Origin of the sequence: Janthinobacterium sp. P210005 (genome assembly GCF_036231865.1) — a bacterium.
Lineage (GTDB): Bacteria > Pseudomonadota > Gammaproteobacteria > Burkholderiales > Burkholderiaceae_D > Janthinobacterium > Janthinobacterium kumbetense.
Genome location: NZ_JAZARC010000001.1, coordinates 1,007,529 through 1,024,462 on the forward strand (window position 1 = coordinate 1,007,529; position 16,934 = coordinate 1,024,462).

A 16,934-nucleotide genomic window follows, 5' to 3' on the forward strand; every position below is an offset into this window, starting at 1 on the left:
TTTTCTGGCTGCGACGGAAACTGTTTCGGCGCAGCCAGACTGGACATGGCAGGCATGAAAGTCCCGGATGCGCTAAGCTGCATCCGCCCCACCACTACACAAGGACCACCATGACCCTGACCGTCGTCGCCACCATCGATGCCCAAGCCGACCATACCGACGCCGTGCGCGCCGCCCTGGAAGCCGTCGTGACGCCCAGCCGCGCCGAAAGCGGCTGCCTGCGCTACGAATTGCACCTCGACAACAAGATTCCCACGCGCTTCATCATGCTGGAAGAATGGACCGACAAGGCGGCCCTGACGGCGCACTACGCGACGCCCCATTTCCTGACCCTGGTGGCCGCCACTGACGGCAAGACCGTCAAGATCGACGTGGCGGAATTAAGCAAGCTGAAGTAACGGCCAGCAGCGCGTTCAAGCGCGCGGCCATCTTGGCAAGTTGCCATCTATAATATGGCAACTTTTCTTTATGGCCATCATGACATCCTTTTCCAAGATACAAGGCGCCCTTGCGGCCGCCGCCTTTACTTTCTGCGCTTGCGCCTCGGCGCAAGCGCCCCTGACCAAGCTCGTGGGTGAATACAACCTGGCCTCGTCGGCGACCGTGCCGGCCAGTACATGGGGCTATTCCAAGGGACGCATTTCGGTCAAGCAACTCGATGACCAGCACCTGATGATCGTCCTGTCCTGCGAGTGGAAACGCGAGCCGAAAGCCGTCTGCGGCGACTATTTCTATGCCCAGCAGCGCGACGACGGCCTGTATCTGCAGGACATGAATACCTTCGCCATGCGCCTGTACTTCGATCCCGCCTCGCGCAAGCTCACCATTATCTCGCGCGGCGCCGATGCGAAACAGAGCGTGCGGCACGACGTGTTCGCCGCCACGACGGCGCCGCTCACGGACCCCGCCCTCGTGCGGCGCATGAAGCGCGAACTGTCGAATGCCGACAGCAAGGAAAACCGGCGCGTGTTCGGGCCCTACACCAAGTGGGCTTATCAAGAAAACCGCATCGAATTCCAGCGCCAGGACTTGACGGCGCCGTGATGCCGGACCTGGTCCAGCCCCTGCGGCGCCAGCTGCTGCGCCTCGCCGGCGCCCTGCTGTGCTCGCCCATGCTCGCGCGCGCGGCCGACGGCGGCCTGGCGCGCGACGTGCGCCAGCGCATCCTGGCCACCCTCGACGCTCCGCTGCCCAAGGTGCTCAATGTGCCCCATCTGGCGCTGATACGGCGTTTCAACATCGGCTGGTCGCCCGTGGAAAGCGGCGCGCCCATGCTCAATCCGGAGCACCCGCTGGGCAATGGCGATACCCTGCAACTGGCCATGCAAGCGATCGCCGGCAAGGATGCGCCCCTGGCCGCGCAGCGCCTGATGGAAGCGGCGCTGCTGCTGCCCCACTTCGTGCAGATGGCCGACCTGAAGCCGGGCAGCTATGCCAACGGCAAAACGCTGTTCACCCTGACTGCGCGGCACCTGACGCTGCTGCGCCAGCAGTCGTGGATGTCGCTGGAAATGCTGGGCATGGGAGCGGAAGACTACCTGGCCGAAGGCTATTGGCCCACCCCGTCCGTCGACGGCAAGCGGCCTTACGGCAATTTTACGAATTACCCAGTAGAAATGGCGCAGGCGCTGGGCCTGCCCGTGCGCCGGCAGGCGGATGGCAGCCTGGCCGTCACGCCAGCACTGGAAGCGGAACTGGAAGCGCTGCACGAGCAAACCATGGCCGCGCTGCAAGTGTTTGTGCGGCAGGCGGGATTGAGGCGCAATACGGTGTGAAGGCGGCGGGCATCAAAGCCATAGGCATCGCAGCTATCGCTCCAGGCTCTTGCAGCTCACTCCTTATCCAGGAAAAATCCGACAGGAAACAGGCCCTTGAGTTCCGCGCGCCGTCGTAAAAACATTGGGAAATCATTTTCAACATCGTCAATATGTTCCGTTACCCTGACCAGGATACCCTCACCCATCTTTTCCACGAAAAATCCAGCGGCCAGCAGCCGCTCCACATCGATGCGCTGGCAAAAATCCGGCCCATAGAACATGGCCCACGCTACATCCGGAATATCCGGCCTGAGGGACGCATTGAACGATCCCAGGCGAAAACTATCGTAGCGTTCAAGGTTGGCCAATTCAAGGGGAAGAAAGGGATGCAGCATCGCGATCTGAGGCGGAAAGATATGGCACCACTGCTTGAAAAGCATATGAAAATCGATGTTCCGGCTATACGCTGACGTGAAACTCAAGCCACCGGGCACGATCTGGCCACGAATATTACGCTTTGTGTGGCTCACATAGCCGCTGGATTTGATGGTTTTTTTTTCGTCGCCATGCGAATTCTTCCGCCACTTCAAACATGCCGCCGCCATAACGCAAAGTACAAGGCGCTGCCCAGCGCTGTTCCAGCGCCATTTTTCCGGCGTAAGACTCGGTAAATTTATCCGGATTATGCGATATCTGCTCAGGCAAGAGCAATCCGGCGTGCTCCTCCAGCGTGTCGATGAACTGTTCGCCAAGCGCCCATGATGCCGTGGACGCCTTCGTGCGTATGGTAAGTTGAATATATGGTTTCACGCGTTAGCGGCTTTCCAGAAGTATTGCGTTTCCAACCCCATCGACACAGCGGATTAACCTTGCGGTGCAAGCGCCGGCTGCGGTGCCGGTGCTGGCTGCGGCATAGGTTCCGGCACGGCCTTCCCATGCGATTCCTGTCCGCCCTCGCCTTCGGCCGGCATGGCCAGCGGCGCGGCCGGCGCGCCTTCCTGCAGCAAATCGCCCGGCTCTTCCACGGGTTCGTCCGCGGGCTCGTCGACCGGTTCCACGTGGCGCAGCGGTGGCGGCGGCTTGCCGCCAGGGAAGATGACGTCGCGCGACAGTTTTCCCGTGTCGAGCGCCGTCTTGAAGAAGTCGCCCACCACCAGCACGGCATTGTGACCGCCCTGGCCCCAGTAATTGCTGCGCATGGTGACCCTGGCGTCATTGAAACCGACCCAGGCGCCGCCCACCAGTTCCGGATGCATCAGGATGAACCAGCCATCCGCATTGTTTTGCGTGGTGCCGCTCTTGCCGGCCACGTCGGAGCGGATGCCGAAGCGGCTGCGGATGGCCGTGCCCGTACCGCGGTCGATGACGCCGCGCATCATGTCCGTCAGGGTGGCCGCCGATTCCGCTTTCATCGCGCGCTGCGGCTTGTCTTCGCCGAAGCGGGCGATGACCTTGCCTTCGCGGTCCGTGATGTGCGTGACGACGAACGGCAGGCGCGCCTCGCCCTGGGCCGCGATGCTGGCGTAGGCGTTGACCATTTCCAGCAGGGTCACGGGACTGGTGCCCAGCGCCAGCGACGGCACTTTTTCCAGCTTGCTGTCGCGGATGCCCAGCGCGCGCGCCAGCTTGATGATCGGCGACAAGCCGACGTCCTGCATCACTTGCGCCGTGATGGTGTTTTTCGAGTACACGAGGCCGTCGCGCATGGTCATGTCGCGCCCCGTCGTGCCGCTCATGTCCGTCGGGCGCCATATCGTGCCGTCGGACGCCTTGATATCCATCACGGCGTCGCGGTAGACGTGCTCGGGGCTCAGGCCCTTTTCCAGCGCCGCGCCATACACGATGGGCTTGAAGGTGGAACCGGGCTGGCGCGCCGCCTGCGACACGTGGTCGAATTGTTCGCGCGCAAAGTCGCGGCTGCCCACCCAGGCGCGCACGGCACCCGTGGCCGGGTCCATGGCCGCGAAGCCCGCTTCCAGGCGCGTCTTCGACTTGCGCAGGGCCGCCATGAAGGCGCGGTCGCCCTTCAGTTGCGCCAGCGCGTCGTCCGGCGTGGCGCCGGCCGCCGTCAGCTTGCGGTAGTCGCCCGACTCGCGCACGAAGGCGTCGAGCAGGGCCGGATGCGATTTCCAGAAATAATCGAATGGCACGCTGCCGCCCTGCATGCCCGCATACATGCCTGTCGACGTGGACGACGGCACGCCGGCGCGGCTCCATTCCACGTCGGCGATCGCCTGCAAGGCATTCGCCTGGCGCTCGACGGCGCGCTCGGCCGCCTGCTGCAAATCCTGGTCCAGCGTGGTGTGCACGATCAAGCCGTCGCGCTCCAGGTTGTAGTCGTTCTCGTCGGCCCAGTCGATCAGCCACTTGCGCACATACGCCGTGAAATGGCTGTCCGATTGCGCCCGCTCGCTCTGGCGCTCGAAATGCAGGCGCAAGGGACGCTTGATCAACTGCCTGTAACGCGCCTCGTCGATGACGTCATGTTTGCGCATTTGCCCCAGCACCACATTGCGCCGCTGCAAGGATCGTTCGGGATTACCGACGGGATTGTAGTAATTCGTGCCCTTGAGCATGCCGACCAGGGTGGCGCTTTCCAGGATGTCGAGGCGCGAGGCGGGCTTGTCGAAATAGGTGCGCGCCGCCATTTCGATGCCGTAGGTGTTGTACAGGAAGGGGACCGTGTTCAGGTAGGCTTCCAGGATTTCCGTCTTGCTGTAGGTGGCCTCGATTTTGAGGGCCGTGATGAGTTCCTTCAGCTTGCGGTTCAGGTTGCGCGAGCGGCCGATTTCCTCAGGGAACATATTGCGCGCCAACTGCTGCGTGATGGTGGAGCCGCCCTGGGGGTTGCCTCCCGCCGTATGCAGGACGGCGCCCGCCGTGCGCGTGAAATCGATGCCGTGGTGTTCATAGAAACGGTGGTCTTCCGTCGAAATCAGCGCGCTGATCACGTTCGGCGAAATCTGTTTTAAGGTGACCCGCTCCTGCAAGCCCTGGTCGAAGCGGGCCAGTTCCTCGCCGTCCGCGCTGACCATGGTGCTCGGCGCGGCCGCGCGCGCCTGGCGCAAATCGTGGATGCTCGGCGTCAGGGGGATCAGCAGCAGCATGTACAGGATCACCAGCGCCAGCACGGCCAGGAACGACCATAGCCCCAGCACCAGCGCGCGCCGCACGGGCGGCAAGGTCATCAGGTGCGCGTGGCCGCGCCGGTACAGCGCCTCCGCCTTTGTCCACGCCACTCCCGCCACGCGCACGGCTTGCGCGCGCGTCCATGTCCATGCCTGCCGTGCTTTTTCCTGAAACTGCTCCATGCCTGATGCCATGCTTGTAACCTTGTCTGATGCCGGATGATCCGTTTCAGCAAGTATATAGGGCGGGCAACAAAGCGGGCCGGATTTTACGCCAGGCAAGCATCCAGGCGCGCCAGCGTAACGCCGACATACGCGCCCACGCAGCGCGCATCATGCGTCGTAAACGGGTTTTCCAGCTGCAGCAAGCCGCAATCGCAGATGACGGGGTCGACCTGGGTCACGACGCCCAGCGCCAGGTAGCGCCAGCCATCGAGCCTGCGCACGCCCTTTACACAGCCGGGGTTGGCGCCGAAGATGGCGTCCCAGTCGTCCAGCTCGCTGGCCATGGGCCACAATTCGAGCCGGACTTGCGTACCGGCGGCCAGTTGCCCACCGCCGAACTCGTCCATCACGTGCAGGCGCTGGCCCTCCACCTCGATGACGGCTTCCAGGTACTCGCCGTCGGAAGCGATGAAGGTGGCGGCGACGATGCTGGCCGTCACTTCTGCGCCTGCTCCAGCAGGGCCGGCAATTCCTTCAGCATGGCGTCGCGCGTGCGCAAGCCGGCGGATTGCTGTCCCTTCTGTTCGTCCTGCACCAGGCGCGCAAACACGATGCTGCGCTCGCCCTTGCTGGCCCAGCCCACGAACCAGCCGTAGCCATGCGCTTCGTCAAAGCTGCCGTCGGCCTTGCGCGGGAAGGCCGCGCCCGTCTTGCCATGCACTTGCCAGCCGCCCACGTCCGCCAGGCGGGTCAGGCGGCGCGTCTGCTCCATCGCCTGCTTGGTGACGGGCAACTGATCGTTGACCAGCTTGCGCAAAAAGCCCAGCTGTTCCAGCGGAGAGATCTTCAGCGAAGAACTGATCCACGAGCGCTCCAGGCTATTGTCCTTGCCCGGATCGCCCGACACGTCCGCATTGCCGTAGCGCAAAGCCTTCGCATATTTCTGGAAGCGCTCGGCGCCCAGCGCCTGCGTGACCTGCTGCGAATACCAGACGACGGAATACTGCATCCAGCGCGACGGGTCCGTTTCCTGGCGCCATGCTTCGCCGCCCCAGTCCACATAGCCCTGGCGGAACGGCAGGGTCGGCTTGTGCTCGTCCTTGAGGAAGCCGGCGTCATAGCCCATCAGGCTGAGCGCGATCTTGAACGTGGATGCGGGGGTGACGCGGTCGAGGCAATTACCCTCTTGCAGCAAGACGGCGCCCGTTTTGGCGTCCGCCATGGCGGTGCAGATGGTGGCGGCCTGGGCTTGCGAGGCGGCCAGGACGGCGCCTGTCAGGCCGAGGATGAACGAGAAAAATGCGCGATATTTCATGGGCCTCCGGGGTTGGGGGAGCAGGACAAAGCGAAATTGTACCGGGCAGCGCCGCGCGATGCCAGCGATGATCGCGCCGCCTTGACTCCCGCGCCTGACGCTAGCGCCCCGCCGGCCCGCCGGGCTGGCGTTCCCGCTTCAGGTGCTCCTCTTCCAGCTCGTCCATGCCCAGCTTTTCCTCGTCGATCAGCGCATGCTCGCGCCGTTCGCGCTCCAGTTCCTCTTCCAGGCTGTCATCGTTGACGTCCCGCTCGATGTTCTCCGGCATGTTGCCCTCCTCCACGGTGGTTGACTACCAATCTCCGGCAAGCTTGCCCGCCTGCGCCACGGCATCGTGCGGATGCAGGCTTTCCATATGCCGTACGGTAACACGCGCCTGCGCATACGGTGACACCAATGGCGCCAGCGCCGCCTGCACGCGGCGGGCCGCATCTTCCACATACATCAGGTTAGCACCATTGAGGCGCGCGAACGCCTGCTCGTCGGGCCGTTTCACGGCCGTCTGCAGCGGTGTCGCCAGCGCCGCTTCCACCACGTCGATCAGGGGAAACAGGTCCAGTTCTGCCTGTTCCGTCAATGGCACGGTGACCGTCGCCGTGCTGCGCTGGCTGTGCGGCGTGGCCAGGCTCGCGTGTTCCCGCAGCCATTCACGCGCAGCCGCGCCATCGATGGGGCCCGCGCCGAACCGCGCCGCGAAGGCGTCGGCGAGCAATTGCCGCGCCAGCGCCGCCGAGCACGGGCAGGTCGACGAGTAGCCGACCTCCACCGTCAAGGACAAGGCAAAGCCCTGCGGCGAAACAGTGGCCTGCAGGCGCACGGGATACGATTTCCAGCCGGACAGCCCTGCCGTCAGCAGCGCCGGCTGGCGCCGCAGCAGGGGAAACGCCAGCGCCAGGCGCGCCTGCGTGCTGCCGCAATCGGCGTGACTGTCCACCATGCGCCGCAGCACGGCGGCCAGCGCGCCCGCATCGAGCGGCTGCGCGGCGGCGAACGCGTCGAGCAGCAGATACAGGCGCGACATGTGGATGCCCTTCACGTGCGGGTCGGGCAAGTCGACCTGCACGTCGGCCCAGGCATGCACTTGCTGCGCCTGCCCGCCTTCCTCCAGCCACAGGGGCAAGGCGATGCCCTGCATGCCGACCCACTCGAGCGGCAAGGGATTGCCCAGATGGGGGCCGGCCGCCACGTCGGGCAGGGGCGAGGAAATCGGATCGCGCTTCATGCTGGACACTCCATATGCAAACAAGTTGCATATCATGGAGAAAAACGGCCGCATTTGCAAGTGCCTTGCATTAATGGAGCGTATTGACCAATCAACTGGCCTTGCGAAAGGTCAAATTGATGCGCTGCGCGCCCAGCAGCGCGTGTTCGCCTTCCTTCAGCGGCGCCACGCCGTGGAAGCGCAGGCGGTCGGCGCCGCCCCACACCACCACGTCGCCATGCAGCAAGCCGATGCGCGCCGCCTTGTCGGCCCGCTCCGCGCCGCCGAACAGGAAAGTAGCGGGCAGCCCCAGCGAGACGGAAACGATGGGCGCGGTGAAATCGCATTCGTCGCGGTCCTGGTGCAGGGCCATGCGCGCGCCGGGGGCATAACGGTTGACGAGGCAGGCGTCGGGCGTGAAGTCCGGATAGCCGGCCGCCAGCGCCGCCTGCCGCGCCAAGCGCAGGAACACGGGCGGCATGGGCGGCCAGGGAAGGCCGCTGGCCGGATCGTGCCGCGCGTAGCGGTAGCCGCGCCCATCCGTGACCCAGCCCAGGGGGCCGCAATTGCTCATGGCAACCGACATGCGCAAGCCGCCCGGCGTGGCCATGTGGCGCAGGGGCGCCGCCAGCACGACGGCGTCCAGCGCCGGCAGCATCTCGTGCAGATACGGCAACGCAAAACCGCGCAGCAGGACCGACGCGCGCGAGCCTGGCACGAGCGGTGCCGGGCCGGCCGGGATCTGGTCTTCATCGGCAAACAGGGACAGGTTCATGCCGCTTATTTTAGCCGCGCCACGGAAAAAGCGCGCGCGGCCGGCCCATGGTGCGCTACAGTAGCGCTTCCAGCCACTACCGCCCTCCTCCACGATGGATCATTACGCCGATTTGCTGCAAACCCTGGCGCAACAGGAAGAATCCCTGCAATTCGAACGCTTCGACAACGACGCCGCGCTGGCCGTAGGCCTGTGGATCGTCGAGGAAGTGCGCAAGCGGGGCAAGGCCGTCACCGTCGACATCACGCGCAACGGTCATATCCTGTTCCACCACGCCATGACGGGCGCCACGGCGGACCAGGCGGACTGGATACGCCGCAAGAACAACACGGTGCAGCGCTTTTGCCGCAGCTCCTATTACATGGGCATTTCGTACAAGAGCCGCGGCAGCACCTTCGAAGACGTGAAATACCTCGATGACATCGAGTACGCGGGCCATGGCGGCGCGTTCCCCCTGCTGATACGCGGCGTGGGACTGGTCGGCACAGTGACCGTTTCCGGCCTGGCGCAGGCGGACGACCACGCGCTGGTGGTGGCCGCGCTGCAGGCGCAGCTGGAACGCTAGGTTTCCAGCGCCTGGCGCAAGGCGGCGCGCGCCAGCAAGCGCGTGGAATCGAGCGTCGGCAGCGGCGAATTGGCGTCGCTGATGATCAGCGGGATCTCCGTGCAGCCGAGGATGACGGCATCGCAGCCCTGCTCCCGCAAGCCGGCGATGATGGCCTGGAAGCGCGCCACGCTGTCCCCCTTGACCACGCCCGGAACCAGCTCTTCCATGATGATGCGATTGATCTCGCTGCGTTCGTCCTCGCCGGGCCGCACGCAAGCGATGCCGCGCGCGGCCAGCCTGTCCGGATAGACGGCACTGTCGACCAGCCAGCGCGTTCCCGTCAAGCCCACCCGTTGGACACCGCGCGCCGCCGCTTCGCTGGCCACGACGTCGGCGATATGCAGCCATGGCAGCGGCGAACGGGGCGCCATCAGCTCGAATGCCTGGTGGATGGTATTGTCGGGGCAGATCAGGAAATCGGCGCCGGCGGCGGCCAGCTTGCGCGCCGACGCCAGCATCAGTTCGGCCACGCCTGCCAGGTCGCCCCTGTTCAGGCAATCCACGTAACGGGCCAGCGACGGCGTGTGCATCGATACTTCCGGGTGTTCATATGGCCCCAGCGCATGCGCGCCCTCTTCGCAGATCGTGCGGTAGCACAGGGCCGCGCCTTCGGCCGAGCAGCCGACGATGCCGATATGTTGTGTCATGCGATCTTCCTTTTCAATTAAATACGCTGGCCGCCGTCGATGGGGATTTCCGCGCCCGTGATGTACGAGGCACGCTCGCTGCACAGGAACTCCACCAGGTCCGCCACTTCGGCCGTCGTGCCCAGGCGGCGCAGGGGGATTTGCGTGTCGACGATGTGCGAGGTGCCCGGCGACAGGATGGCCGTGTCGATCTCGCCCGGCGCGATGGCGTTCACGCGCACGTTCAGCGGCGCCATGTCGTTGGCCATTTCGCGCGTCAGCGACGCCAGCGCCGCCTTCGAACTGGCGTAGGCCGAACCGGCAAACGGATGCACGCGGTAGCCGGCGATCGAGCACAGGTTCACCACGGCGCCGCGCGCGTTCGACAATTCCTGCGCGAAGCCGCGCGTCAGCGCCAGCGGCGCAAAAAAGTTTGTGTTGTACATTTCCTGCCAGGTCTGCATGTCCGTCGTCAGCGAATTGACGCGCGAACCGCCCGGCCCCTTCGGCGACACACCCGCATTGTTGACCAGCGCATGCAGTTTGGCGTCGCCCAGCATGGGGCGCAGCGTCTCGACCATCTGCCCGATCTGGCTCAGGTCCGACAAATCCATGCACACATGCGTGTTGTGCTCCTGGCTGCGCGGGCAGCCGCCGGGAATCGGGCTGCGCGAGACGGTGATGACCCTCCAGCCCAGGCTGCGGAAGCGCTCGGCCACGGCATGGCCGATGCCGCGGCTGGCGCCCGTGACGATGGCGGTTTTCTGTTCCATGTTCTGTTCAATCTTGTGCTTAATGTGCGTCATGTTCTTCCTTGTCCTCTTCGGTTGTGCCGGCGTGGATGCGCTCCTGGCGCATCACGTAGGCCAGCATTTGCGTGCCGCCGTCGAGGATGTCCTGCTCGATGGCGCGCCGCGCGGCCCCGCTGTCGCGCTGGCGCAGCGCGCTGATGATGGCGTGGTGGTGGCCCACCCGCATGTCGGGCGAAAAGCGGGCATAGCCGGCGGCGATCAGGGGCGCCGTCTGCATCCACAGATGGTCGACGAAGCGTTTCAAGGTCGGCATGCCGGCCGCCTGCGCCAGGCCCAGGTGAAACGCCTGGTTGCATTGCAGCGCCGCGGCCAGGTCGTGCCGTGCGATGGCCTCTTCATTCGCCTGCAGCAGGCGTTCCAGGTCGGCCAGGGTCGCGGCGTCGATGCGCTGCGCCGCCTCCGCCGCGCCCAGTCCTTCCAGTTCCAGGCGCAGCGCGCGGATTTCCAGGTAGCGCGCCACGCTCAGCACGGGCACGCGGAAGTCGCGCGGCGAGCGCAGCACCAGCGCCTCTTCCTGCACCAGCTGCAGCATGGCGTCGCGCACGGGCGTGACGCTGGTGCCCAGCTGCTGCGCCAGTTCGCGGATGCGCAGCCGGTCATTCGGCTGGAAGCGCCCGGCCGCCAGCGCTTCGCGCAGCATGGCGTACACGGACTTGCCCAGATTGACGTGCAGCAGACTGTCCAATGGATGGTTCATGCGTGTTTTTGATCGCTGATAAATTATGATGCATCATACATCAATGCGAAAAACAGTGTTTTTCCACGCGTGCGCCGCAGACAGGAAGCGCCGCGAGACCGTACAATCAGCGGCCACCGTATCGAAAGGAATGCTCTTGAACTGGGATTATCCGCACGCCCATACCCTGCCCGTCACGCCAGAACCGGGCGACATCGACGGCTTGCAGCACACGAATAACGCCGTCTACGTGCGCTGGTGCGAGCATATCGCCTGGCACCATTCGGCCACTCTGGGGCTGGACCTGGACGACTACCGGCGCCTGGACCGGGCCATGGCGATACGCCGCGGAGAATACGACTATTTGCTGCCGACGCGGGCCGGCGAAGCGCTGACCCTGGCCACCTGGCTGTGCGCCAGCGATGGCCGTTCCAGCATGGAGCGGCGCTTCCAGCTGGTCCGCGACAGCGACGGCGCCACCGTCGTGCGCGGACGCTGGAACTTGATCTGCATCGAATTGAGCAGCGGCCGTGCGCGCCGCCTGCCGCCCGAGTTCCTGGCCGCGTACGAACCGGCCATCGTCGCGGCCGGCGCGTAAAGGCGGACGCCTGGGCCGCCGTTTTGCGCGCCGTTCGGCGAAGATGCGGGGCTTTTCTTGCGCCTCCGCAGTGCAACATGCATTTCGCTCCTGATTTGCCCATTCATGCTTTAGAATCAGCGACCTCAGCCCCGTAAAAACAGGATAAAACATATGACGGCAGTCGGGATTACCGAACCACAAGAGCTCAAGCGCGGCCTGAAAAGCCGCCACATCCAGCTCATCGCCCTGGGCGGCGCCATCGGCACCGGCCTGTTTCTGGGCATCGCGCAAACCATCAAGATGGCCGGCCCTTCAGTGCTGCTGGGTTATGGCATCGCCGGCGTCATCGCCTTCCTGATCATGCGCCAGCTGGGCGAGATGGTGGTCGACGAACCCGTCGCCGGCTCCTTCAGCTACTTTGCCGACAAATATTGCGGCCACCTGCCCGGCTTCCTGTCGGGCTGGAATTACTGGGTGCTGTATGTGCTCGTCAGCATGGCCGAACTGACGGCCGTCGGCATCTACGTGCAGTACTGGTGGCCGGGCGTGCCCACCTGGGTGTCGGCGCTCGTCTTCTTTTGCGTGATTAACGCCATCAGCTTGTTGAATGTCAAAGCATTCGGCGAGATGGAGTTCTGGTTTGCCCTCATCAAGGTTGTCGCCATCATCGGCATGATCGTCTTCGGCGCGTACCTGCTGGCTTCCGGCGACGCGGGCCCGCAGGCGTCGGTGGCCAACCTGTGGCAGCACGGCGGCTTCTTCCCGAATGGCTGGCAGGGACTGGTGATGGCCATGGCCGTCATCATGTTCTCGTTCGGCGGCCTGGAACTGGTCGGCATCACGGCGGCCGAGGCGGATGACCCGAGCACGACGATCCCGCGCGCCACCAACCAGGCCATCTACCGCATCCTGATCTTTTATATCGGCGCACTCGGCATCCTGCTGTCGCTGTACCCGTGGCAAAACGTCGTCACCGGCGGCAGCCCCTTCGTGCTGATCTTCCATGCGCTCGACAGCAATCTGGTGGCCACGGCCCTGAACGTGGTGGTGCTGACGGCCGCCCTGTCCGTCTACAACAGCGGCGTGTACTGCAACACGCGCATGCTGTTCGGCCTGGCCAAGCAAGGCAATGCGCCGCGCGCGCTACTGCACCTGAACCGCCGCGGCGTGCCGCTGGTCGCCCTGGGCGTGTCGGCCCTGGCGACAGGCGCCTGCGTGGTGGTCAATTACTTCATGCCGGGCGAAGCGTTTGAAGTGCTGATGGGACTCGTGGTGTCGGCGCTGATCATCAACTGGGCCATGATCAGCTGGATCCACCTGCGCTTCCGCGCGCAGAAAAAAATCGAAGGCAAGACGACCCTGTTCCAGAGCCTGGGCTACCCGTTCACCAACTACCTGTGCCTGGCCTTCCTGGCCGGCATCCTGGTGATCATGTACCTGACGCCGGGCCTGCGCATCTCCGTCTACCTGATCCCCGTGTGGCTCGCCGCGCTGGGCGTCGGTTACTGGATCAAGCAAAGCAAGGCCAAAGCGTAAGCTGTTTGCGCCGCATCAAACAAAAAGCCCGTCTTCGCAGGAAGACGGGCTTTTTTTAATATGAGGCAAGGGGCAATTAACGGACCGCCTCCTCGGGCGGCACATCGGCTTGCCACAGGCTGATGGTCTGGCCCGCATACGACTGCAGCAGCACGTCGTCGCTCAAGGTCAGCAACGCCTGCTTGCGCTGTTCCAGGCGCGCTTCGGGCGTCATCTCCTTCTCGCCCGACTTGTACGGCCCCAGCACGGGCAGCAAGTCGCGCAGCACGGAGAAATTGCCCGGCGTGGTCTTGTCCGATTGCAGCTTGCCCAGGAAATACTTCATGACGTGTTCGGACTGGCTGCCCTCCTGCCGCAAGCTCGCCTTCACCATCTTGCCATCCTTATAAGCCACTTGCGCCTCGCTGCTGGCCGCATCCTCGATCTGGTGGTAGGTATAGTTCTGCGACTCCGTATTGTCCAGCAGGCGCAGCGGCACGCCGGGGACCAGCGTCTGGTGGTAGCTGGCGCTCAGCTTCGATTGCTGCTGCTGCCTGATCGACCGCTCGTCCTGGCTGGCGCCGGCCTGCTCCGTCTTCTGCGACACTTCATAGTTGAAGCCATCCTTTTCCGCGCTGCGCATGGGATTGCTGAATTTCACGGTCTGCGACACGGAGGCGCTGAAATCGGCCAGCCCCGTCAGGATGGACTTGTCCTCGGCCGCCAGGCGCCACTTGCCCGTCGCGGGATTGTCCGTGGCCACCTGCGGCGCGGCGGTATTGCTGTGCAAGGCAGTGAAGCTATCCTTGAGCATGGCCACCAGGCCCGCGTCGCCATGGCCGCGCGACGCCGCCTGGTCGAATTGCTTCATATAACTGCCCAGCGCCTTGGCTTGCCGCTCGGGGCTGCCCAGGGTATTGAGCGCGCTGGTATCGACCTTCAGGTCCAGGCTGCCGGCCTCGCCGCTGAAGCTGACCTTGCGCTGCGCGCCATCGGCCTGGAAATCCAGGGTTTGGGTACTTTCCGTTTCGCCGCGCACCTTGACTTCCGCATGCAGCTTCACCGACTCGAGCACTTGCTGATCGAACTGCATCAAGCCTTCCAGCTTGATTTTCGGCGTGCTTTGTCCCATGCCGTCGATGGCTTCCTGAAAACCTTTTGCCAGCTCGCCCAGGGCGCTCGCTTCAGCGTCACTGAGGTCGCCGCTGGTCGTCATGTTCACGGCCAGGCCGTCGCCCTGGCTGTCGAGCGACAGCTTGACTTCCACGCCGCTCTTCGTCGTGATGCTGAGGGAAACCCGGTCTTCGCCATTGCCATGCAGGCTGCCGGGCGCGATGCCGGACGCCGCATAGATGTTCGGCGTGGTGCTCGGCGGCGGCTGCCGCATCGCCTGCGAGAAATTGTAGTTTCCCAGCTTGGCCTGTCCCAGCATGGCCGCGCCCAGGCCGCTGAAGCGGCCGCCAAACGCGTACGAAGAAAAACTCTTCGTCATCGCCTCGCTCACCTTGTCGCGCGTCGCGCTTTCCCACACCATCGGCGGTTTGACGAACGCCGCCGGCTTGCCGTCGTTCACGCTTTCCGGGCTGAGAGCAACGATGGACGATGGCGTCGATACGGGCGACGGCGCTGGCGCCTCCGCGCGGTTCGACGTGGCGGCGGCAGCCCGCGACGGGGCGCTGTTCCAGCTTGACAGTGGAGAAATGGAGGTCATGGCGCTGTCACCTTGCAAATAGAGAGAAGATGCATCATAAAAGTTCGATATGGTTAAGTATTTTGCAATTACCTGGCGCCAGGCAAACCTTGCGTCACGTTATCTGGCGTGATGGCAAGTACTGCATGGCAATACTGCATTAACGGCAAGAAACGGAAAAGCATGAGCGTCGGGGAAATGAAACATTTTCATGCCGCCGACCTCGCCTACCCCCAACAAGTTGAATCACCGCCGGGAATGTCCATTAAAATGCCACCATGGAACACAAGATTCTGCGCGCGCCGCTGGCCAGCTTTACCGACTTGTTGCTCGATGCCGTGTGCATGGTCGACGTGGAGGGGCGCTTCGTCTTCGTCAGCGCCGCCTGCGAACGCATCTTCGGCTATACGCAGCAGGAAATGATCGGCAAGCTCATGCTCGACATGGTTGCCCCGGCCGACCGCGCGCGCACCCTGGCCGCCGCGCGCGCCATCATGGATGGCCATGCGCAGACACACTTCGAGAACCGCTACCTGCGCAAGGATGGCAGCCTGGCGCACATCATGTGGTCGGCCCGCTGGTCCGCCGCCGACCAGCTGCGCGTGGCCGTGGCGCGCGACGTCACCCTGCTGAAACAGGCGCAGGCAAAGCAGGCCGCCCTGTACGCCATTTCCGAAGCCATGCAGGCGACGCAAGACTTGTCCTCCTTGCTGCACCGCATCCAGCACATCATCGGCGAACACTTGCCCACGCGCAGCCTGACCTTGCTGCTGCATGACGAACACGGCGCCCAGCCTCCCATGACCTCGCATGCCGACGACAGCGCACCGCAGCCCACGTCATCGCTGGCCAGCCTGCTGTGCGACGAAGTCCTGCGCAGCGGCCGCCCCCTGCTGCTGCAGGCGGGACAACTGGCCGGCCTGCCGGCGGCGCTGCAAACGGCGGCCTGCGCCCTGTCCTCGTGCTGGCTGGCCGTGCCGCTGTATTCTTCCCTGGGCAGCATCGGCGCGCTGGCCTTGCAAGGCGGCCAGGATGCCGTCATCGGCACGGAGCAGGACCAGGATTTGCTGCAATTTGTCGCCAAGCAACTTGCCACCGCCATCGAGCGCCGGCAGTTGCAGACGCAGATGCAATTCATGGCCATGCACGACGAACTGACCCGCCTGCCGAACCGCCGCCTGTTCCACGACCGCCTGCACACGGCCTTCGCGCGCGCGCACCGCCAGGAAGGCCGGCTGTCGCTGCTGTTCCTCGACCTCGACAACTTCAAGCGGGTCAACGACGACCACGGCCATGCCTGTGGCGACCTGCTGCTGCAGACGGTGGCGAGCCGCCTGCGCGATTGCATGCGCGAAACCGACACCCTGGCCAGGATGGGCGGCGATGAATTCGTCGTGCTTTTGGAAAGCAATGCCGCGCCGGCCGACGTCAGCCTGATCGAGCAAAAGATCCACGCGGCCCTGGCTGCGCCTCTGCACCTGGGCAACGGACAGCATTTGCAGATCGCCGTCAGCATCGGCGTGGCCCACTATCCGGAAGACGGCGATACCATGCAACTGCTGCTGCGCCATGCGGACCGGGCCATGTACGCGTCGAAAATGCTGGCCGCCGCCTCGCGCTAGCGGACGCCCGCGCCTGGCGGCAGTTGCCCCTATGCTATACTTTCCGGCGATGCTAAGACTCTTCAAAACATGGCTGATCCTGCTGCTGATCGCGGCGGTGCCGCTGCAAGCGGCCGTTGCGGGCGCCACGCGGCTATGCGCGCCGCTCGCTGACGAGCCTGCCGTCGCGATGACAGCGGCTTGCCAGCATCACGCTGCGCGCTCATCCGCTGTCGCGGACAGCGCCGGCACGCCGGAAGACGACAAGACCACAGCCAAGCACCCCGCGTGCGGCGCCTGCGCCAGCTTTTGTCTGGGCGCGCTGATGCCGCCTGGCCTCGCCCTGCCTGCCGCCGCCTGCAGCGGCGCGCAACACACCATCGCTACGGCCACCTTGCTGACGGGATTCATTCCCGACGGCCCGCGCCGGCCGCCGCGGCCGCTTTCCGCCTAGATTCCAAGCAAGCCACCAAGGTGGCCACGATA

General features: G+C 64.6%; 20 protein-coding genes. 8 read left to right on the forward strand and 12 right to left on the reverse strand.

The features are described 5' to 3' along the window. Nucleotides 1-110: 110 nt before the first annotated feature. The 3 genes from VPH40_RS04425 to VPH40_RS04435 all read left to right on the forward strand — a co-directional run bounded on the left by VPH40_RS04425 (nt 111) and on the right by VPH40_RS04435 (nt 1,775). Entirely contained in the window at nt 111-398 is a 288-nt protein-coding gene (locus VPH40_RS04425) for a putative quinol monooxygenase (RefSeq protein ID WP_328572791.1), read from the forward strand. A 79-nt stretch (nt 399-477) separates the two neighbouring features. Next, nucleotides 478-1,044 carry a hypothetical protein gene (locus VPH40_RS04430; protein ID WP_328572792.1) on the forward strand — a complete coding sequence of 189 codons (567 nt, stop codon included), beginning with the start codon at nt 478-480 and terminating at the stop codon, nt 1,042-1,044. Then, nucleotides 1,044-1,775 carry a hypothetical protein gene (locus VPH40_RS04435; RefSeq protein WP_328572793.1) on the forward strand — a complete coding sequence of 244 codons (732 nt, stop codon included), beginning with the start codon at nt 1,044-1,046 and terminating at the stop codon, nt 1,773-1,775. The genes VPH40_RS04430 and VPH40_RS04435 overlap by 1 nt, the downstream gene beginning before the upstream one ends. A gap of 56 nt (nt 1,776-1,831) precedes the next feature. Here VPH40_RS04435 and VPH40_RS04440 read toward each other — a convergent pair whose 3' ends face one another. From VPH40_RS04440 to alkB, 8 genes are all read right to left on the reverse strand, one after another. After that, nucleotides 1,832-2,197, reverse strand: coding sequence for a hypothetical protein (locus VPH40_RS04440; protein ID WP_328572794.1), 366 nt, complete (start codon nt 2,195-2,197; stop codon nt 1,832-1,834). 70 nt (nt 2,198-2,267) lie between these two features. Then, a complete protein-coding gene (locus VPH40_RS04445; RefSeq protein WP_328572795.1) occupies nt 2,268-2,567 on the reverse strand; it encodes a hypothetical protein in 300 nt (99 codons plus the stop codon). Between the two features lie 53 nt (nt 2,568-2,620). Then, nucleotides 2,621-5,080, reverse strand: coding sequence for a penicillin-binding protein 1A (locus VPH40_RS04450; RefSeq protein ID WP_328572796.1), 2,460 nt, complete (start codon nt 5,078-5,080; stop codon nt 2,621-2,623). A 74-nt stretch (nt 5,081-5,154) separates the two neighbouring features. Continuing rightward, on the reverse strand, nt 5,155-5,550 hold the full coding sequence (locus tag VPH40_RS04455) for a hypothetical protein (protein ID WP_328572797.1): 396 nt from the start codon (nt 5,548-5,550) through the stop codon (nt 5,155-5,157). Then, nucleotides 5,547-6,365 (reverse strand): class D beta-lactamase, encoded by an 819-nt coding sequence (gene blaOXA / locus VPH40_RS04460; RefSeq protein WP_328572798.1) that lies wholly within the window; start codon nt 6,363-6,365, stop codon nt 5,547-5,549. Before blaOXA ends, VPH40_RS04455 begins: the two co-directional genes overlap by 4 nt. A gap of 100 nt (nt 6,366-6,465) precedes the next feature. Continuing rightward, nucleotides 6,466-6,633 carry a hypothetical protein gene (locus VPH40_RS04465; RefSeq protein ID WP_180278775.1) on the reverse strand — a complete coding sequence of 56 codons (168 nt, stop codon included), beginning with the start codon at nt 6,631-6,633 and terminating at the stop codon, nt 6,466-6,468. Between the two features lie 24 nt (nt 6,634-6,657). After that, on the reverse strand, nt 6,658-7,587 hold the full coding sequence (folE2, locus tag VPH40_RS04470) for a GTP cyclohydrolase FolE2 (protein ID WP_328572799.1): 930 nt from the start codon (nt 7,585-7,587) through the stop codon (nt 6,658-6,660). 91 nt (nt 7,588-7,678) lie between these two features. Next, nucleotides 7,679-8,341 carry a DNA oxidative demethylase AlkB gene (gene alkB, locus VPH40_RS04475; protein WP_251348470.1) on the reverse strand — a complete coding sequence of 221 codons (663 nt, stop codon included), beginning with the start codon at nt 8,339-8,341 and terminating at the stop codon, nt 7,679-7,681. A 94-nt stretch (nt 8,342-8,435) separates the two neighbouring features. Here alkB and VPH40_RS04480 point away from each other — a divergent pair, with 94 nt between their 5' ends. Further along, a complete protein-coding gene (locus tag VPH40_RS04480) occupies nt 8,436-8,906 on the forward strand; it encodes a heme-degrading domain-containing protein (protein WP_328572800.1) in 471 nt (156 codons plus the stop codon). Here VPH40_RS04480 and VPH40_RS04485 read toward each other — a convergent pair. From VPH40_RS04485 to VPH40_RS04495, 3 genes are read right to left on the reverse strand one after another with little or no spacing between them, the layout of a single operon-like run. Continuing rightward, a complete protein-coding gene (locus VPH40_RS04485; RefSeq protein ID WP_328572801.1) occupies nt 8,903-9,595 on the reverse strand; it encodes an aspartate/glutamate racemase family protein in 693 nt (230 codons plus the stop codon). The genes VPH40_RS04480 and VPH40_RS04485 overlap by 4 nt on opposite strands. Nucleotides 9,596-9,612: 17 nt before the next feature. Next, nucleotides 9,613-10,380 (reverse strand): SDR family NAD(P)-dependent oxidoreductase, encoded by a 768-nt coding sequence (locus VPH40_RS04490; RefSeq protein ID WP_305062075.1) that lies wholly within the window; start codon nt 10,378-10,380, stop codon nt 9,613-9,615. Beyond that, entirely contained in the window at nt 10,367-11,083 is a 717-nt protein-coding gene (locus VPH40_RS04495; RefSeq protein WP_328572802.1) for a GntR family transcriptional regulator, read from the reverse strand. Before VPH40_RS04495 ends, VPH40_RS04490 begins: the two co-directional genes overlap by 14 nt. Nucleotides 11,084-11,219: 136 nt before the next feature. Here VPH40_RS04495 and VPH40_RS04500 point away from each other — a divergent pair, with 136 nt between their 5' ends. Beyond that, entirely contained in the window at nt 11,220-11,660 is a 441-nt protein-coding gene (locus tag VPH40_RS04500; RefSeq protein WP_328572803.1) for an acyl-CoA thioesterase, read from the forward strand. Nucleotides 11,661-11,813: 153 nt separating this feature from the next. Then, nucleotides 11,814-13,178, forward strand: coding sequence for an amino acid permease (locus VPH40_RS04505; protein WP_251348465.1), 1,365 nt, complete (start codon nt 11,814-11,816; stop codon nt 13,176-13,178). A gap of 76 nt (nt 13,179-13,254) precedes the next feature. Here VPH40_RS04505 and VPH40_RS04510 read toward each other — a convergent pair whose 3' ends face one another. Next, entirely contained in the window at nt 13,255-14,868 is a 1,614-nt protein-coding gene (locus VPH40_RS04510) for a hypothetical protein (protein ID WP_328572804.1), read from the reverse strand. A gap of 257 nt (nt 14,869-15,125) precedes the next feature. Here VPH40_RS04510 and VPH40_RS04515 point away from each other — a divergent pair, with 257 nt between their 5' ends. Continuing rightward, a complete protein-coding gene (locus VPH40_RS04515; RefSeq protein ID WP_305052196.1) occupies nt 15,126-16,469 on the forward strand; it encodes a sensor domain-containing protein in 1,344 nt (447 codons plus the stop codon). Nucleotides 16,470-16,518: 49 nt separating this feature from the next. Further along, entirely contained in the window at nt 16,519-16,902 is a 384-nt protein-coding gene (locus VPH40_RS04520; protein ID WP_328572805.1) for a hypothetical protein, read from the forward strand. The last annotated feature ends 32 nt before the right edge of the window (nt 16,903-16,934 follow it).